This is a genomic window from Streptomyces puniciscabiei (assembly GCF_006715785.1).
In the GTDB taxonomy this organism is placed as follows: Bacteria; Actinomycetota; Actinomycetes; order Streptomycetales; family Streptomycetaceae; genus Streptomyces; species Streptomyces puniciscabiei.
Genome location: NZ_VFNX01000001.1, coordinates 533,208 through 548,979, shown reverse-complemented (window position 1 = coordinate 548,979; position 15,772 = coordinate 533,208). Strand labels below are relative to the sequence as shown.

Sequence of the window (15,772 nt, the reverse complement as noted above, 5' to 3'; positions counted from 1 at the left end):
CGTGGCCTTCACACTGGTGCGCCGGAAAGCCGCGGCCGCGGAGGAGCGCGGCAGCCTGCCCGCCGGTCCGCTCACCGCGGTTCTGGCCGTGGCGCTGCTGGCCGCGCTGACGGCCGCCGTGGCCTGGGGCTCGACGTCGATCCCGCCCGGCGAGGTGTGGAGCGTGGTCTGGCGGCGGCTGTCCGGCGAGGCTCCGCGCCCCGGCACGGACGACCTCATCGTCTGGCAGCTCCGATTTCCTCGTGCCTTGCTCGCCGCCCTCGTCGGCGCCGGCCTCGGGCTCGTCGGTACGGCCGTCCAGGCGCTGGTGCGCAACCCGCTGGCCGACCCCTACCTGCTGGGCATCTCCAACGGCGCCTCCCTCGGCGCGGTCGCGGCGATCGTCCTCGGCCTCGGCGCCGGCGGGGCACTGGGACTGGGCCTGTCCGGGGCCGCTTTTGCCGGCGCGCTGGCGACCTTCGCGCTGGTGTGGGCGGTGGCCCGGCGCGGTGGCGGGTTCGCGCCTCTGCGGCTCGTGCTGGCCGGGGTCGCGATCGGCCAGTTCCTCTCCGGGTTCACCAGCTACCTGGTGTTGCAGGCCGGGGACGAGCAGCAGACCCACAGCGTCCTGTTCTGGCTCATGGGCAGCCTCGGCGGAGCGACGTGGGAACTGCTCGCGGTACCCGCCGTGGCCGTACCCGCCGCGCTGCTGTGGCTCCAGGCACGCGCCCGGGGCCTGAACGCCCTGCTGATGGGCGACGAGACGGCCGCCGGACTGGGCATCGACGTCATCCGGCTGCGCCGCGAGCTGTTCACCGTGACCAGCGTGCTGACCGGTGTCCTGGTGGCGGTCTCCGGCGCGATCGCGTTCGTCGCGTTGATGGTGCCGCATGTCTGCCGCCTGGTCGTGGGCGGCGATCACCGACGCCTGCTGCCGGTCTCCGCGTTGTTCGGAGCCCTGCTCCTGGTGGTGGTCGACATCGTGTGCCGTACGGCGATGGACACCCAGGAGCTGCCGGTCGGCGTGGTCACCTCTCTGCTCGGGGCTCCGGCCCTGCTGTACCTGCTGGACCGGCGCCTGGGGAGCGGAAGTTGAGGATCGACATCGAGGACCTGTACGTCGCCTACGCCGGCCGTACGGTCGTCGCGGGCGCCCATCTCGTCGCGGCCGAGGGCGAGATCACCGGCTTGGTCGGGCCGAACGGCAGCGGCAAGTCCACGCTCCTGCGCACCGTCTACCGGCACCTGAAGCCCACCGCCGGGCGGGTCCTGCTCGCCGGCACCGACCTGCGCGAGATGACTCCGCTCCGGTCGGCGCGGTATGTGGCCGCCCTGCCGCAGGAGCGCGGGAGCGACTTCGAGCTGACCGTGCGCGAGGTCGTCGCGATGGGCCGTACGCCCTACAAGCGGGCCTTCGCCGGGGAGGACGCCGCCGACCGGGACATCGTCGCGCAGGCGCTCACCGACGTCGGCATGGCGGAACAGGCCGGACGGCGCTTCACGGCCCTGTCCGGCGGTGAGCGCCAACGCGTCCTGCTGGCACGGGCGTTCGCACAGAACCCGGACGTCCTGGTGCTGGACGAACCGACCAACCACCTCGACATCCGCCACCAGGTCGAGCTGCTCGCCCTCCTGCGTGCCCAGCGCCGTACGACCCTGGTGTCGCTGCATGACCTGAACGCCGCGGCCTCCGTCTGTGACCGCCTCCACGTCCTGCACGACGGAGCGGTCGTCGCCTCCGGCCCGCCGCGGGACGTCCTCACGCCCGCGCTGATGGCGGAGGTGTTCGGAGTGCGGGCGGCGGTTGTCGACCATCCCCTGACCGGTGACCCACTCATCGCCTTCGACCACCGGACGCCGGCGGACGAGGCGCCGACAGCCGTGCCGCTGGAGACGCCCACCCGGGGATGAACGGGCTGATGAACGGGCTCGGGCAGGACGACATCGCGTCCTGCCCGCTCGGCCGTCTGCCGGGATCAGGCGGCGATCGAGTCGGCGATGCCGTACCCGGCCTCGACGATCGCCGCGCGCAGCCGCTCGTCCTCAAGGCCCGTGCCGTGCACGGTGACGGCGTTGGCGGCGAGGTCGACCACGACCTTGCTGACCCCGGGTACCTCGGAGACCTCTTCCCTGATGCTCGCCGCGCAGTGCTCGCAGCTCATTCCCGTGACGTTGTACTGCTTCTGGTCCATGGCGCAACTCCTGGATGCGGATAGGGCTTTGGGGTGGCCTGCGGACGGCCGAACGCGGACGTTCAGGCCGACGCCGTCATCTCAGTGGTCGGCTGAGCGGAGCCCGGAGTTCCCCCGTACGCACGCCGATTCGATGTCCGGCCGAAGGGAAGAAACCCTCCGCGGCACGCACCGGGCCAGCGGGCGTGTTGAGCACTGCGGGGGAGGGCGGTCGGATGGCGCGGCTCCGGCGCGACGTGCACGGCGGCTCCCAGGCGGAATGGCCTCGGGACCCTGAGCCCAGGACGATCCGGCATGGCTGGGCGCGGATCAACGGGGGAGCCTGGCCGCTGCTCGCGGCCACCGTGGCCGTTGTCGTAGCCGGATACGGCTGGCTGGGATCCGTCGTCGACGGAGCGTTCGGCGCGGTTGTCGGCTGTGCCGCCGGGCTGATCCTCTGCGCGCTGCTGTACCTGCTGGTGGAGTCGGCCGTTTCGGGCAAGCCGGCACGCGGCGGCCGCCGCGACTGACCGGCGCGGGCAGTTTCAGCCTGCCCGCCATGATTTTTGGACGCGCCCGGGAACTCGTGTGCGATCCCTCCCGACTTGTGGGACGAGGCTGCCGTCCGGCAGCCCACCCACGACCGTGAGGGGCGGCAACGGTGACAGGCCACAGTCCCGGTTCTCAACAGCCCGGCCACATATCCGTCGGCGGTGAGGACCGCTGGCTGCTCGTTGCGGTGGCCGGCCTGCTGTCGTTCGTGGCGATGCTCGACATGAACATCGTCAACGTGGCCCTGGCGGACATCGCCGACGGTCTGCACGTCTCCGCCACGGCCGCCCAGTGGGCGGTCCTTGGTTATCAACTGCCCGTGGTCGCCCTGCTGTTGCCTGTCGGCCGGTGGCTGGACGGGGTCGGGATGCGTTCCGCCCTGCTGGTCGCGACCGCGGGCTTCGGTCTGTGCAGCGCGCTGGCGGCCGCCGCGCCCTGGGCGTCATGGCTGATCGCCGCCCGCCTCGCGCAGGGAGCGTTCGGGGCCGTGCTCTTCGTGCTGATGCCGGTTCTCGCCCTGCGTTCGGTACGGCCGGAACTGCGCGGGCGGGCCATGAGCGTGCCCGCGACGCTGGGCCCGCTGGGCGCGGTGACCGGTCCGGCGGTGGGCGGACTGCTGCTGGACCACCTGGGCTGGCGCGCCGTCTTCCTCGTCAAGATCCCTTTCTGCCTGCTCGCCCTGATCGTGGCGTGGAGGGCGATGCCGAGGGACGGAGGCCTGCGCCTGCCCGACCGGCGGTCGGCGGCGGACGCACTGCTGGTGGGTTCCGGGGTGGCCGCCCTGCTGCTTGCGCTGACCCTGGCGTCGGGAAGCCCGGTGTGGCTGGTGCTCGGGCTTGCCGCCGTAGCGCCGTTGTGGTGGTGGCTGCGGGGACCGGGCGGCCGACCGGTCGTCGGCGCAGTGCGGGCGGCGGGGCTGTTCCGGGCGCATACGGCGGTGCTGGCGCTGGCGGCCGGGTTCGCGGCGATGCACTACGTCGTCGCCCTGCACCTCCAGCGCGACGACGGCGTCAGCGCCACCACTACCGGTCTGACCGTGCTCGCCTTCCCGCTCGGCATGGCAGCGGCCGGGCCGGTCGGTGGCCGCCTCGCCGACATCCCCCACGCTCGGCTCCGCTCGCGCGGGGGGACCCCCACCGGGGCCCGGCCGGTGGCGGTCATCGGGGCTGCTCTCACCGCCGCCGGTCTGCTCCTCCTCGTTCCGCTGGGGGATGACTGGTCGCCGGTGGACGTGGCCTGGCGGCTGGCGCTGGCAGGTATCGGCATGGGCCTGAACGGCGGCCCGACCCAGGCTCTCGTCATGGGCGCCGCCCCGGCGGACCGCACGGCGACCGTGGGCTCCTCCGTACAGCTGGCCCGCAGTCTCGGCTTCACCCTCGGCCCGGCCCTGGCCACCGCAGCCTGGGGTCTGGCCGGAGGCGATGACGGCGTGACGGCCGGGCTGGCCCTGGCGGCAGCCGCCGCCGGTATCGCCGTACCCCTGCTCGCACTGCGAGGACGCAGGCCGGCGCTCGCGCACGAGATGTCCACCGACGCGGCTCCCGCCGCCCACCACCACTGACCGAGGAGTCGTTTCCCATGTGCGGAATCACCGGCTGGGCGTCCTTCCACCAGGACGCCCGCACCCAGGCCCCGGTCATCGGGGCCATGACCGCCACCCTCACCCCGCGGGGCCCCGACGCCGGAGGCGTCTGGATCGGCGAGAGGGCCGCCATCGGCCACCGACGCCTGGCCGTCATCGACCTCGACGGCGGCATACAGCCGATGACCGACCGTCCCGAGCAGCCGGTCATCGTGCTCAGCTACAGCGGCGAGGTCTACAACCACCACCAACTGCGCACGGAACTGCGCGCCCGGGGCCATGCGTTCCGCACGCGCAGCGACACCGAGGTGGTGCTGCGCGCGTACGCCGAGTGGGGGGAGGCGGTGGCCGAGCACCTGGAGGGCATGTTCGCCTTCGCCGTCTGGGACGAGGGCGCCCAGCGGCTGCTCCTGGTCCGCGACCGGCTCGGGGTGAAGCCCCTGTTCTGGGCCACTGTCGACGGCGGCCTCGCCTTCGCCTCCGAGCCCAAGGCCCTGTTCGCCCACCCCGGGATACGGCCCCGGGTGGACGCGGACGGGCTGCGGGAGGCGTACAGCCTGCTGTTCAACACCGGCCCGACCGTGTGGTCCGGAGTCAGGGAGGTCGAGCCGGGCGGCGTGCTCGTGCTGGACCGGGGCGGCATCCGTGAACGCCGCTACTGGCAGCTGGAGGCTACCGACCACACCGGCGACCAGGACACGGCCATCGAGCGGATCCGCAGCCTGGTCGGTGCCGCGGCCCGGAGCCAGCTCGAAGCGGACGTCCCGCTGTGCAGCCTGCTCTCCGGTGGCATCGACTCCACCGTCCTGACCGCCCTGCTCGCCGACGAACTCCGCCTGCGCGAAGGCCCGGACGCCCGGATCCGCTCCTACGCCGTCGACTACAGCGACCAGGCTGAACAGTTCACCGGCGACGTCCTGCGCACCGGCCACGACACGCCCTACGCCATCGAGGCCGGCGCCTTCATCGGCACCGACCACAGCACGGTCGTCCTCGACCCGCGCGCCCTGCTCGACCCGGAGCACCGCAAGGCCGTCGTCGTGGCCCGCGACTCACCCATCGGTGTCGGCGACATGGACACCTCGCTGTACCTGCTGTTCGGCGAGATCCGCAAGCACTCCACCGTCGCCCTCTCCGGCGAGGCGGCCGACGAGGTCTTCGGCGGCTACCCCTGGTTCCACAACCCGAAGGCCCTCGCTGCGGAAACCTTCCCGTGGCTGCTGGTGACGGGCGACGAGGCGGCCATGCCCCTGAACCCGGAACTGGACCTGCGTATCGGTGAGTTCCGCGACGACACGTACCGCACCGCGCTGGCCGCCGTACCGCACCTGGACGGCGAGAGTGCCGCCGAACACCGCCAACGCGAGATGCAGCACCTGTCCCTGACCCGCTGGCTGCGCCAGCTCCTGCACCGCAAGGACCGCCTCAGCATGGCGCAGGGCCTGGAGGTCCGCGTCCCGTACTGCGACCACCGGCTCGTCGAGTACGCCTTCACCACCCCGTGGGCGCTGAAGAGCTTCGACGGACGGGAGAAGAGCCTGCTGCGCGCGATGGGCGCCGGCCTCGCTCCGGACTCGGTGCTGCACCGGCCCAAGAACCACTACCCGGCCACCCACCACCCCGACTACAACCGCGGCCTGCAGGATCTGGCCCGCGACGCGCTCGCCACCGAACAGGTCCGCGCCCTGGCCGACGAGACCCGCATCAAGCCCTGCCTCGACACCCCGCCCGACCGACTGCAGTGGGGCCACCGCCTGCGCCTCGAACGCGTCGTCGACCTCGCCCTCTGGCTGGACCACTACCGGCCCGAACTCGCCCTCTGAGGAGCCTCCCCATGACCCTCCAGGAACAGCATCCAGCCGCGGATCCCGACACCTTGTCCGACCCCGTGCCGCTGATGGGCTGCCCCTACAAGACCAACCCCTACCCCCTGTACGGGCAGATGCGCGAGGCCGGCCCCGTCCACCGGGTCCTCTTCCCCAGCGGCGTCCAAGCCTGGCTCGTCACCGGCTACGACGCCGCCCACGCCGCGCTGAACGACGACCGCCTCGGCAAGAACCACGACCGTGGCAACGACCGCTGGCGCGCCCGCGCCTCGATCATGCCCGAGCCGCAGCACTCCCAGCTCCAGGTGCACCTCCTTCATCAGGACCCGCCCCAGCACACCCGGATGCGCCGCTTCGTGACGGACGCCTTCACCCCGCGCCGCATCGAGCAGCTCCGCCCCCGCTTCCAGGAACTGGCCGACGCCCTCGTCGACGCACTGCCGGAGCACGGCCCCGCGGACCTCGTCACCGGCTTCGCCGCCCAGTTCCCCTTCCAGGTCCTCGCCGAAGTCATCGGCCTCCCGAAGGAACTCGCGGCCCGCTTCGACCGCGACTGGGGCAAGGTCGTCCAGCCGGTCGGCCCCACCGACCCCGGCCGCCCCCTCTACGAGGCCCGCCTGCACGGCCTGCAGAGCTACATCGCCGATGTCGTGGCCCACAAGCGTGAACACTGGGACGACGACCTGCTCAGCCGCCTCGTCGTGGCCCGCGACCGCCGCGAACTGTCGCAGGAGGAGCTGGACTCGATGATCTTCCAGCTCCTCGTCGCGGGCCAGGAGCCGGTCACCAACCAGATCACCACAGCCCTGATCGCCCTGTTCCGCAACCCGGACCAGCTCGCCCGGCTCCGCGACAACCCGGACCTGCTGCCCCGCGCCGTCGAGGAACTCCTCCGCTACGACAGTGCCTTCGAGCTCACCACCTGGCGCTTCTTCGACAAGGACAGCGATCTGCACGGCACGCGCGTACCCGGCGGCGACTCCGTGATCGTCTCCCTCTGCGCGGCCAACCGGGACCCCCGCCGCTTCCCCGACCCGGACACCCTGGACTTCGATCGCTCGCCCAACTCCCACCTCGCCTTCGGCCACGGCATCCACTTCTGCCCCGGAGCCGCCCTCGCCCGCGCCGAACTCCAGATCGCCCTTGGCGTACTCCTCGCCCGCCTGCCCGGCCTTCATCCGGCCGTCAGAGACGAGGACATCGAGTGGATCCCCGCCGTCCTCGGCCGTGGCACCAACCACCTCCCCGTCGGCTACGAACGCCGCCTCTGACACCGACGTACCGCTGACCGGGTCCGGCCCCACCAGCCGACCCGGCCCCGGCTGACCCACGCCCACTGACCCCAGGCGCCTGGCTTCCCCTCCCGCCACGGCGCCATGTCGACGTGCCCTCGTACGCCCTCGTACCCCAGGAGGACGACATGCCCCTGACGACCGCGCCGGACACCCTCCCCACGAGCATCGCCACCGAGATCCTGAACCTGCTCCTGCCCCACCACCGCACGACCGCCCCCGCCCCCGCCCCCGCCCCCGCCCCCGTCCCCGCTCCCGCGGAAGCGTTCCCGCATCAGCTGCGCAGCATCGCCGCCTTCGTACGCGACGGCGCTCACATCGTCTTCACGCTGCCCGGCTTCCCTTGTAAGTCCCCCAACCCGGCCAAGGTCCTCGGTCACCTCCCCGACCAGGGCGAACGCCTCTCCCTGACCTTCCTGAACACCCTGTGCACCCAGATCGAGCGGATCTACCCGCCCGGCGCCCGTCTGATCATCTGCTCGGACGGCCACGTCTTCGGCGACCTCATCGGCGTCCCCGACGACCACATCGACGCCTACGCCGACGACCTACGCATACAGATAGGGCGGATGGGCCTCCACAGACTGTCCGTCTTCGATCTCCGCGACGTCCTCGGCGACCTTCCGCACGACACGAAACGCACCCACATCCATGAGCGCTACGCCCCCACCCTGGAAGCACTCCGGGCCGAGATCCGCGCCGACGAACAGGCCCTGGCCCTCTACCGGGGCATCACCCGCTTCCTCGTCGAGGACACCGCCGACTGGACCGGCACCCGCTCCGCCCTCCAACGCGCATGTCGACAACGCGCTTACGGCGTCATCCAGCGCAGCCGCGCCTGGGGCACCCTGATCGCCGAACACCACCCCCGCGCGGTACGCCTCTCCATCCATCCCCAGCCCGTCGGCACCGGGAAATTCGGCATCCGTCTCCTCGACGCCCCCGACGCCTGGACGACCCCCTGGCACTCCGCCGCGTTGCGCCGTAGCGACGGTAGGTGGACTCTCATGCCCCGAGCCGAAGCCGCCCGGATGGGTCGACTGGTGCGGCAAGGCGGCAGAGACAGTCACTTCGACCAGAACCGGGCAGCCTGCCTGCCTGGGACTCAGTGAGGATGCACCGACGCGACGCGGAAAAGGCGTGACCCAGCCGCGTCCGAGGCCACCGATCCCCGTGCTGCAGCTCCGGCGTCATGGTCGCGGAAGCTGCGACCTGTCAGTACTCCGGTTTCCTCCGGCACGCCGTTGCCGCGGCGCGCCGTCATGGCCTGGACACCCGGGCGATCCCTGTCGAAGCCGGCCGGCGCAGGATGGTCGGCGGCCAGGCGAGGCCGGTGCCACCGCTGTCCACGTCAGAGGACGGACGGCGATGTCAGCTGCTCGTGTCGGCGTCACCTTCGTCATTCGGAGGGTCTCCCTGCCTCCTGGCGCCCGGAGGGGAGCCGTCCCCGTGCTCTTCCAGCAGTTCGAGGAGCGCGGCATCCGCTCTCCTCTGATCTTCCTTCGTCAGCTCCACCGGTGCGTTGTTGTAAACGGTGTAGCGACCTGGATCGATGATGTTGGCGGCCCTCAAGCTGAACGTCAGCAGGGGCCGCCAACCCTTGCGGTGGCCGACCCGCACCTGTATCTGGGCCTTGTAGTCACGGGCCTCCGGGAGGAATCCGGAAAACGGTGCCTCGAACTCGAGGAAGAGCTGTTGCGCTTCTCTGCCGGGCACGACGAATCCGGCGGGCAGCTTCGCCTCCTCGTCCGGCCCCGGTTGGAGCCGGGACGGCGAGGACACCCACAGAAGTGGCAGATGAGAGGCGGGCTCATCGGGGAAGGTCAGGATGAGGTCCTGCACGACGATCGGTTTGGGACCGGTGTTGTGCAGGACGAGCGGCAGTCGTAGGCGTGCCGTGGAACCGTGGACGATGGCCGCGAAGGAATGAGGTTCCCACGCCTGCAGACGTCCCTGTCGGGCGTTGAGCCACCAGAACGACGCGACGGTGAAGAGCAGTGCGCAGACTGACACCACACTGGCGCCGGTGAGCGATGAGGACGCGATCTGATCCGCCGCGACCATCAGCGGAACCACAGAGTCAGTCTGCCAGCCCCGCCGTGGGCTCGCTAACAGGACGAGGGGCCGCCATCAGTCTCCCGGAACGGGTCAGAGGCCGGCGAGGAGTACGAGATACCAGGCGACCAGGGCCGCGCATGTCACCGCGGGGAGGAGCTTGGTCAGCCGGTCGCCCTTGCGTACGTGCGTGGTCACGGCACCGGCGAGCAGCATCAGCAGTCCGATGCCGGCCAGGCCGCCGCACAGCGGTACGACCGGGCCGAGGGCCACGCCGATCGCGCCCGCCAGCTCCAGCCCGCCGATGACCCGGTAGGCCGCCGTGGTGAAGCCGGCGTGGGCGGCGAGCTCGGGCATCGGACCCAGGGCCAGGATCTTGGCCGCGCCCAGCAGGGCGAAGATCAACGCGATGAGGCAGGTCAGGGAGGCGGAGAGGATCACGAGGCGCCTTCGGGGGTGTGCGGGCGGCGGGCCTGGCGGCGTTCGGCGCCCAGGCCGGCGAAGTGGGCGATCAGGGCGGGGTTGTCGACCGCGGAGGGGTTGAGGACCTGCTCGGCGGGTGCGCCCTGGAGGAGGCGCTTGACCGGGACCTCGAGCTTCTTGCCGGTCTTCGTGTGCGGGATGGCCGGCACGGCGAGGATCTCGTCGGGGACGTGGCGGGGTGAGGCGCCGGTGCGGATCGCGTCGCGGATCTTCTCGCACAGGGACTCGTCCAGACCGACCCCGTCGGCGAGGACCACGAACAGTGGCATCCAGTAACCGCCGTCGGGTTCCTCCGCACCGATGACGAGGGCCTCGGCGATCTCGGGGAGGCGTTCGACGATGTCGTGGATGTCGGCGCTGCCCAGCCGTACGCCGTTGCGGTTGAGCGTGGCGTCGGAGCGGCCGTGCACGATCACCGAGCCGTGGGAGGTGAGGGTGATCCAGTCCCCGTGCCGCCACACGCCCGGATAGGCGCTGAAGTAGGCGTCGCGGTAGCGGCTGCCGTCGGGGTCGTTCCAGAAGTACAGCGGCATCGACGGCATGGGGCGGGTGACGACCAGTTCGCCGACCTGGTCGACGACCGGCCGGCCCGCGCCGTCGTACGCCGCGAGGGCCACGCCGAGGTTGGGGGCCGACAGTTCACCCGCCCACACCGGGGTGGTGGGGGTGCTGCCGGCGAAGCCGGAGACGACGTCCGTGCCGCCGCTGGTGGAGGCGAGCTGGACGCCTGCGCCGACGTGGTCGCGGACCCAGGGGTAGGCGGAGGCCGGCAGGGCGGAGCCGGTGCTGCCGATGGCGCGGATCGCCGACAGGTCGTGCACGGCGGGGTCGACGCCGAGCTTGGCCATGGCCAGCAGGTACTGGGGACTGGTGCCGAAGACGGTGACCTGGTGGCGGGCCGCCAGCTCCCACAGGACGTCCGGGCGCGCCACCGGCGCGGGGCTGCCGTCGTAGGTGCAGGTGGCGGCACCGGTCAGCAGGGTGGAGACGACCAGGTTCCACATCATCCAGTGGGTGGTGGTGTACCACAGCAGGCGGTCCCCGACGCCCAGGTCGCAGTGCAGGCCGAGGATCTTGAGGTGTTCCAGCAGGACGCCTCCGTGGCCGTGGACGATGCCTTTGGGCAGCCCCGTCGTGCCGGAGGAGAAGACGATCCACAGCGGGTGGTCGAACGGAACCGGGGTGATGGCGAGGTACTCGGTGCGGCCGGCCGCGTCCTCCCAGGGAACCGTCAGTCTCGCGGCCCGGGTCGCGGGCCACGCAAGGCCAAGGTGGTCCACGAGGACCGTGGCCTTGAGCGTGGGAAGGGCGGCGGCGAGGTCGAGGGAGGCGGCGCGGCGGTCGTGACGGGTGCCGTTGAAGAGGTAGCCGTCCGCCGTGATGAGCACCGTGGGTTCGAGCTGGGCGAAGCGGTCGGCGGCGGCCTTGGGTGCGTAGTCCTGGCCGCACACCGACCACACCGCGCCCAGGCTGGCGGCGGCGAGGAAGGCGATGACGGCGTGGGGGGTGTTGGGCAGGTAGCCGACCACCCGGTCACCCTGGCCGACGCCCAGGTCGCGCAGGGTGGCCGCGACGGAGGCGACCTGGGCGCGCAGCTGCCGGCCCGTGATCTCGCAGGCGGCTCCGGTCTCGTCCAGTGCGGTGATCGCGGGCGCGTCCGGGTGCAGGTTGCGCAGTGCGTGGTGGGCGTAGTTGAGGGTGGCGCCGGGGAACCAGCGGGCGCCGGGCATGGTCTCCTCGGCCAGCACCCGCTCGTACGGAGTGGTGGCGTCGATGTCGAAGTACTCCCACACCGCGGCCCAGAATCCTTCCAGGTCCGTGACGGACCAGTGGTGCAGGGCCTGGTAGTCGGTCGGGTCCGGAATCCCTTCGGCGCCCTGGTGCCGGGCGGCCCAGCGGGCGAAGTCCGCGATGCGGCTGCCGGCGGCCGCTTGGGGGTCGGGCGGCAGGAAGGGCTCCGGACAGGGTGTGGAGTGCGGGGTGGTCATGGTGTGGTGTTCCTCGTCAGGGTGCGGGCCGGGCTTCGGCGGGGCGGCGGGCCGTGTGCAGCAGGGGAGCCCAGGCGGCGGCGTCGGTGAAGTCGCCGGTGCCGGTGGGGACGGTGTCCATCACGACCCGGTCCGGGCGCAGCAGGACGGCGTCCGCCCGGCCGCGTGCCAGCCAGGCGGCCAGCGTCCCGTCGTCGCCCAGGTCGCCGACATGGATCACGGATGCGCCCAGGGCCGTGGCCACGCCCGTCATCCGTGCCGTGGGCGGTACGGCGGTCAGCACGGCGAAGGAGTCCCCGAGGATGTCGTCGAGGCGCTCTCGCCTGCCGTCGACGATCACCCAGGGTTGCGGGCAGAAGGTGCCGGCCAGTGAGCGGCCGGTCAGCCGGGGGCGGCGTCGTACCAGCGGATTGGCGGTCAGTGCGGGACTGAGGTCGCGGCTCACCGCCGCGGTCACGCCGGGGATGCGGCAGGCCGCGCCCACCACGGCCCGGCGGACGGCCGCACCGCGGTCCTGTCCGCCGGTCATGGCCCAGCCGACGGCGACCGCGACACGGATCACGTGGCGGGCGTGCGGCTTGCGCTCCTGCTGGTAGGTGTCCAGCAGCCGGTCGTCCGCGCCGTGTCGGAGGACGCGGGCGAGTTTCCAGGTGAGGTTGCGGGCGTCGCGCAGGCCCGCGCACAGGCCCTGCCCGATGAAGGGCGGGGTGAGGTGGGCCGCGTCGCCCAGCAGGAAGACGCGTCCCCGGCGCCACCGGCCGGCGAGACGGGCCCGGAAGGTGTACTGCGCCTGCCGGATCACCTCGAAGTCGCCGCCCCCGTGGGCAGCGGACGGCAGGTCGACCCAGGGGGCGACCAGCTCGCGCAACTGCTCCAGCCCTTCCGGGCCGTCCAAGGACTCGCCCTCGGCCAGCCGGAACTCCCAGCGGTAGCGGTCCTCGCCGACTCGCATGAAGGTGGCCGGGCGGGTGGGGCAGCAGATCTGCTCGGCGCCCTCCCAGGTGCGCACCGGGAGGCTGGTGCGCACGTCGATGACCCGCCAGCTCTCCTCGAAATGCAGGTCCTCCCACACGGCGCCGATGGCGTCGCGGGTGATGCTGCCCGCGCCGTCGCAGCCGAGGACGGCGTCGGCCCACACGTGCTCGTCCTCGTCGCTGCCGTCGCGGCGGAAGGTGACCCGGACCGGAGCCGTTCCGTCGGTGTCCTGGCTGACGGACACGACCTCCACCCCGCCCCGCAGCTCGCACTCGGGGCGACGGGCCAGGGCGTCGCGCAGCAGCCGTTCCAGCTCCGGCTGGTCGAACATGGTCGTCTGCGGGAAGCCGTGGTGGCCGTGCAGGGACCGTGGGAACTCGGCGATCACGCGGCGCCGGGCGTCCAGCAGCCGCAACCCGGGCGCCGGCCTGGCGATGGCGGCGAACTCCTCGTGGACGCCGACGCTCTGCAGGATCCGGCGAACCTCGTCGTCCACGACGACGGCCCGCGGCAGGGGGTAGATGTCCCGGTGGCGTTCGAGGAGCAGGCTGGGCACTCCGTGCCGGGCGAGCAGGAGCGCGGCCGTGACTCCTACGGGTCCCGCGCCGATGATCACTACCGGTCTCCGGGATGCGGTGCTCACGTCGCGTCCGCCACAGCGGTCCGCTGCTCGCCCAGGTCGATCCGCCCGTCCGGGGTGGCGATCGAGGCGGTGACGAGGTCACCGTCGCGCAGATACCGGGGGTTCTTGGCCTGGCCGTTGAAGAACGCCTTCCACTTCAGCGCGGGCGGCAGCAGCGCGGCGATCTTCTCGACCGGCTTGGGCGGGGCCTTCAGGGCCGTGCCGCCGGGCGTACCGGTCAGCAGCAGGTCGCCCGGGTCGAGGGTCTGGAAGCGGGCGAGCAGGGTGAGCGCCTGCGCGGGCCGCACGATCATGTCGGCCAGGGTGCGGTCCTGACGCGTCACACCGTTCACCGACAGCCGCAGTCGCAGGTCGATCAGACGGTCGAAGTCCTCCGGCTCCAGCAGGGCCAGGTACGGACCCGTCGGCGTGAAGGTGGGGTAGGACTTGCTCTCGTAGAACTGGGTCTTGGTCAGCTGGACGTCGCGGGCGCTGACGTCGTTGGTGAGGACGAGTCCGGCGACGTACGAAGGAAGGTCCTGCTCCTCGACAACCGTGCCCACCGGGAGCGTCGCGCCCATGACGAGGCCGAGTTCGACTTCGTAGTCGAGGAAGTTCACGTGTGCCGGGCGGACGATCGTGTCGTGCGGGCCGCTGACCGAGCCGGACGCCTTGCGGAAGAAGGTGGGCGGTATGTCGCCCGTGAAGCCCGAATCCTTGGCGTGGCTGCGGTAGTTGACCATCTGGGCGACCACCCGGCAAGGGGTGGTGACCGGGGGCAGCGCGACCAGGCCGGCGACGGGTGTGCCGCTCTCGCCGGAGGCGGCGGCCTCCCGGACGGCGGCCCGGTCGGCGAGCAGTTCGGCGGTGGTGACCGCCTTGGTCTCGATGCGGACGGCGCGTTCGGTGGGGGTCCCCCCTGCTCGAGAGGAGTCGAGAGCTTGGGGGAGGACGGCCCACCAGCCGTCGGGGGTGCGCAGCACGTTGGTGCTCATGAGCTCATCGCTTTCATCAGGCCCAGCAGGCGTGCGGGGTCGAGTTCGTTGTCGTCGCGCAGGGCCGTCATGACCTCGCGGAGCTTGGCGGGGGAGGGGCTGGTGCCCAGGAAGTCGCGGGTGACGGGCGGCCCCCACTGGGCCAGGCCGCTCGCCGACATCGGTGCCCATCCGGGTTCGAGGTCGCAGGAGAACAGGTCGCCGTCGGCGAAGTGCTCCAGCATGAAGTGGTCGGGGTCGCGCCAGTAGTCGAAGAGCTGGCTGCCCTGGATGTGCCGGCCGATGCCCCAGCTGCGCTGGTAGCCGCGCTCGGCCAGGTACTCCCCGCCGGCGGCGATCGCGTCGAGGTCGGTGACCTGGTAGGCGGAGTGGACGTAGCCGGTGCCCGGCCCGAGGTGCAGGGCGAGGGTGTGGTGGTCCACGGGCAGGCTGCCCTGGTCGCAGCGGATGAACGCCATGGTCGGCCCGCGCCGGCGCTGTCCGTCCAGGAAGAGGAAGTCGGACACGATCATGCCGAGGGTGTCCAGGTACCAGTCCAGGGTGCGGGTGAACGTCCGCGTCTCCAGCACCACGTGGCCGAGGCGCTGGATGCGGGACGGCTCACGGGGCGGGCGCTGGGTGGTGTTCGTACGACGGCCTTCGACGCCGGTGTTGAGGATCAGCGGCTGCTGCCCGGGCAGCGCGGGAAGCGGTTCGGCGCAGTGCACCACCCGGACCGGGAGTCCCGAGGGATCGAACAGGGCGACCGACCGGCCGCCGCCGGGGACGTCGATGTCCCGGACGGTGTGGCCGACGGCGGCGGCCAGCCGGTCCACGTCGGTCCGTTCGGCCGCGCGGAACGCGGGCCCGAGGAAGCGGGACGCGCGGCCGCGCCGGATGACCATGCAGGGCGAGCCCGCGAACGTGCCGCGCAGCCACAGCTCATGATCGGTGCGGGCGGCGATCGAGAAGCCGAAGTCGCGGGCGAACGCCTCGGCCCGGTCCAGGTCCGGCTTCTCGAACTCCAGCCAGGCCAGATCCGCCACTTTGATCACCGGATTACGGGCTCGTCCGGGGTGTTCACCGCGTAGGGCGCCCTGCTCACTGTGGAGGTCTTGGTGGGGCGTCAGAGGACCGCCCTTGTCAACGGGGATGTGGGACATGGTGTCCTCCAAGCAACACTGCCGTAATGAGGAAATCATCAACTCTGCCGTTTCTCTCCGTCAATAGGTGCAGCCCAAATAATTGAGGATCTCATCAGTAATGGCAGGGT

14 protein-coding genes and 1 pseudogene are annotated in these 15,772 nt (G+C 71.8%); 8 read left to right on the top strand and 7 right to left on the bottom strand.

Annotation, left to right across the window (positions count from 1 at the left end; all coding sequences use genetic code 11):
* Nucleotide 1 precedes the first annotated feature (1 nt).
* Both FB563_RS02495 and FB563_RS02490 read left to right on the top strand, forming a co-directional pair.
* Nucleotides 2-1,075 (top strand): FecCD family ABC transporter permease, encoded by a 1,074-nt coding sequence (locus FB563_RS02495; protein ID WP_107100763.1) that lies wholly within the window; start codon nt 2-4, stop codon nt 1,073-1,075.
* Nucleotides 1,072-1,890, top strand: a complete 819-nt coding sequence (locus FB563_RS02490) for an ABC transporter ATP-binding protein (protein ID WP_055709306.1) — start codon at nt 1,072-1,074, stop codon at nt 1,888-1,890. Before FB563_RS02495 ends, FB563_RS02490 begins: the two co-directional genes overlap by 4 nt.
* Before the next feature lie 65 nt (nt 1,891-1,955).
* Here the strand turns inward: FB563_RS02490 and FB563_RS02485 are convergent, their stop codons facing one another.
* Nucleotides 1,956-2,171 (bottom strand): heavy-metal-associated domain-containing protein, encoded by a 216-nt coding sequence (locus FB563_RS02485; RefSeq protein ID WP_055709305.1) that lies wholly within the window; start codon nt 2,169-2,171, stop codon nt 1,956-1,958.
* A gap of 215 nt (nt 2,172-2,386) precedes the next feature.
* Here FB563_RS02485 and FB563_RS02480 point away from each other — a divergent pair, with 215 nt between their 5' ends.
* The 6 genes and pseudogenes from FB563_RS02480 to FB563_RS43845 form a co-directional block, all read left to right on the top strand.
* Nucleotides 2,387-2,680, top strand: coding sequence for a hypothetical protein (locus FB563_RS02480; protein WP_055709304.1), 294 nt, complete (start codon nt 2,387-2,389; stop codon nt 2,678-2,680).
* 131 nt (nt 2,681-2,811) lie between these two features.
* Nucleotides 2,812-4,263, top strand: coding sequence for an MFS transporter (locus tag FB563_RS02475; protein WP_055709303.1), 1,452 nt, complete (start codon nt 2,812-2,814; stop codon nt 4,261-4,263).
* Nucleotides 4,264-4,280: 17 nt separating this feature from the next.
* A complete protein-coding gene (gene asnB, locus FB563_RS02470; RefSeq protein WP_055709302.1) occupies nt 4,281-6,107 on the top strand; it encodes an asparagine synthase (glutamine-hydrolyzing) in 1,827 nt (608 codons plus the stop codon).
* An 11-nt stretch (nt 6,108-6,118) separates the two neighbouring features.
* The gene (locus tag FB563_RS02465; protein WP_142218429.1) at nt 6,119-7,381 is read left to right on the top strand and encodes a cytochrome P450 family protein; all 1,263 of its coding nucleotides are present in this window, start codon (nt 6,119-6,121) and stop codon (nt 7,379-7,381) included.
* 149 nt (nt 7,382-7,530) lie between these two features.
* Entirely contained in the window at nt 7,531-8,514 is a 984-nt protein-coding gene (locus FB563_RS02460; RefSeq protein WP_142218428.1) for an L-tyrosine/L-tryptophan isonitrile synthase family protein, read from the top strand.
* A 107-nt stretch (nt 8,515-8,621) separates the two neighbouring features.
* A pseudogene (locus tag FB563_RS43845) lies at nt 8,622-8,726 on the top strand (4-hydroxy-2-oxovalerate aldolase); the annotation flags it as partial.
* Nucleotides 8,727-8,773: 47 nt separating this feature from the next.
* Here the strand turns inward: FB563_RS43845 and FB563_RS43840 are convergent.
* The 6 genes from FB563_RS43840 to FB563_RS02430 all read right to left on the bottom strand — a co-directional run bounded on the left by FB563_RS43840 (nt 8,774) and on the right by FB563_RS02430 (nt 15,662).
* Nucleotides 8,774-9,478 carry a hypothetical protein gene (locus FB563_RS43840; RefSeq protein WP_234357696.1) on the bottom strand — a complete coding sequence of 235 codons (705 nt, stop codon included), beginning with the start codon at nt 9,476-9,478 and terminating at the stop codon, nt 8,774-8,776.
* Nucleotides 9,479-9,550: 72 nt separating this feature from the next.
* A complete protein-coding gene (locus FB563_RS02450) occupies nt 9,551-9,898 on the bottom strand; it encodes a DoxX family protein (RefSeq protein ID WP_055705560.1) in 348 nt (115 codons plus the stop codon).
* The gene (locus FB563_RS02445) at nt 9,895-11,928 is read right to left on the bottom strand and encodes an acetoacetate--CoA ligase (RefSeq protein WP_055705559.1); all 2,034 of its coding nucleotides are present in this window, start codon (nt 11,926-11,928) and stop codon (nt 9,895-9,897) included. The genes FB563_RS02450 and FB563_RS02445 overlap by 4 nt, the downstream gene beginning before the upstream one ends.
* 16 nt (nt 11,929-11,944) lie before the next feature.
* Nucleotides 11,945-13,546 (bottom strand): bifunctional 3-(3-hydroxy-phenyl)propionate/3-hydroxycinnamic acid hydroxylase MhpA, encoded by a 1,602-nt coding sequence (mhpA, locus tag FB563_RS02440; protein WP_055705558.1) that lies wholly within the window; start codon nt 13,544-13,546, stop codon nt 11,945-11,947.
* Complete coding sequence (locus FB563_RS02435; protein WP_055705557.1) at nt 13,543-14,520, bottom strand: fumarylacetoacetate hydrolase family protein; 978 nt, start codon at nt 14,518-14,520, stop codon at nt 13,543-13,545. The genes mhpA and FB563_RS02435 overlap by 4 nt, the downstream gene beginning before the upstream one ends.
* Entirely contained in the window at nt 14,517-15,662 is a 1,146-nt protein-coding gene (locus tag FB563_RS02430; RefSeq protein WP_055705556.1) for a VOC family protein, read from the bottom strand. Before FB563_RS02430 ends, FB563_RS02435 begins: the two co-directional genes overlap by 4 nt.
* Between the last annotated feature and the right edge of the window lie 110 nt (nt 15,663-15,772).

Coding starts and splice junctions, on each gene's coding strand:
- asnB (WP_055709302.1), top strand. CDS start 4,281: ATGTGCGGAATCACCGGCTGGGCGTCCTTCCACCAGGACGCCCGCACC.
- FB563_RS02480 (WP_055709304.1), top strand. CDS start 2,387: ATGGCGCGGCTCCGGCGCGACGTGCACGGCGGCTCCCAGGCGGAATGG.
- FB563_RS02435 (WP_055705557.1), bottom strand. CDS start 14,520: ATGAGCACCAACGTGCTGCGCACCCCCGACGGCTGGTGGGCCGTCCTC.
- FB563_RS02430 (WP_055705556.1), bottom strand. CDS start 15,662: ATGTCCCACATCCCCGTTGACAAGGGCGGTCCTCTGACGCCCCACCAA.
- FB563_RS02460 (WP_142218428.1), top strand. CDS start 7,531: ATGCCCCTGACGACCGCGCCGGACACCCTCCCCACGAGCATCGCCACC.
- FB563_RS02445 (WP_055705559.1), bottom strand. CDS start 11,928: ATGACCACCCCGCACTCCACACCCTGTCCGGAGCCCTTCCTGCCGCCC.
- FB563_RS02485 (WP_055709305.1), bottom strand. CDS start 2,171: ATGGACCAGAAGCAGTACAACGTCACGGGAATGAGCTGCGAGCACTGC.
- FB563_RS02465 (WP_142218429.1), top strand. CDS start 6,119: ATGACCCTCCAGGAACAGCATCCAGCCGCGGATCCCGACACCTTGTCC.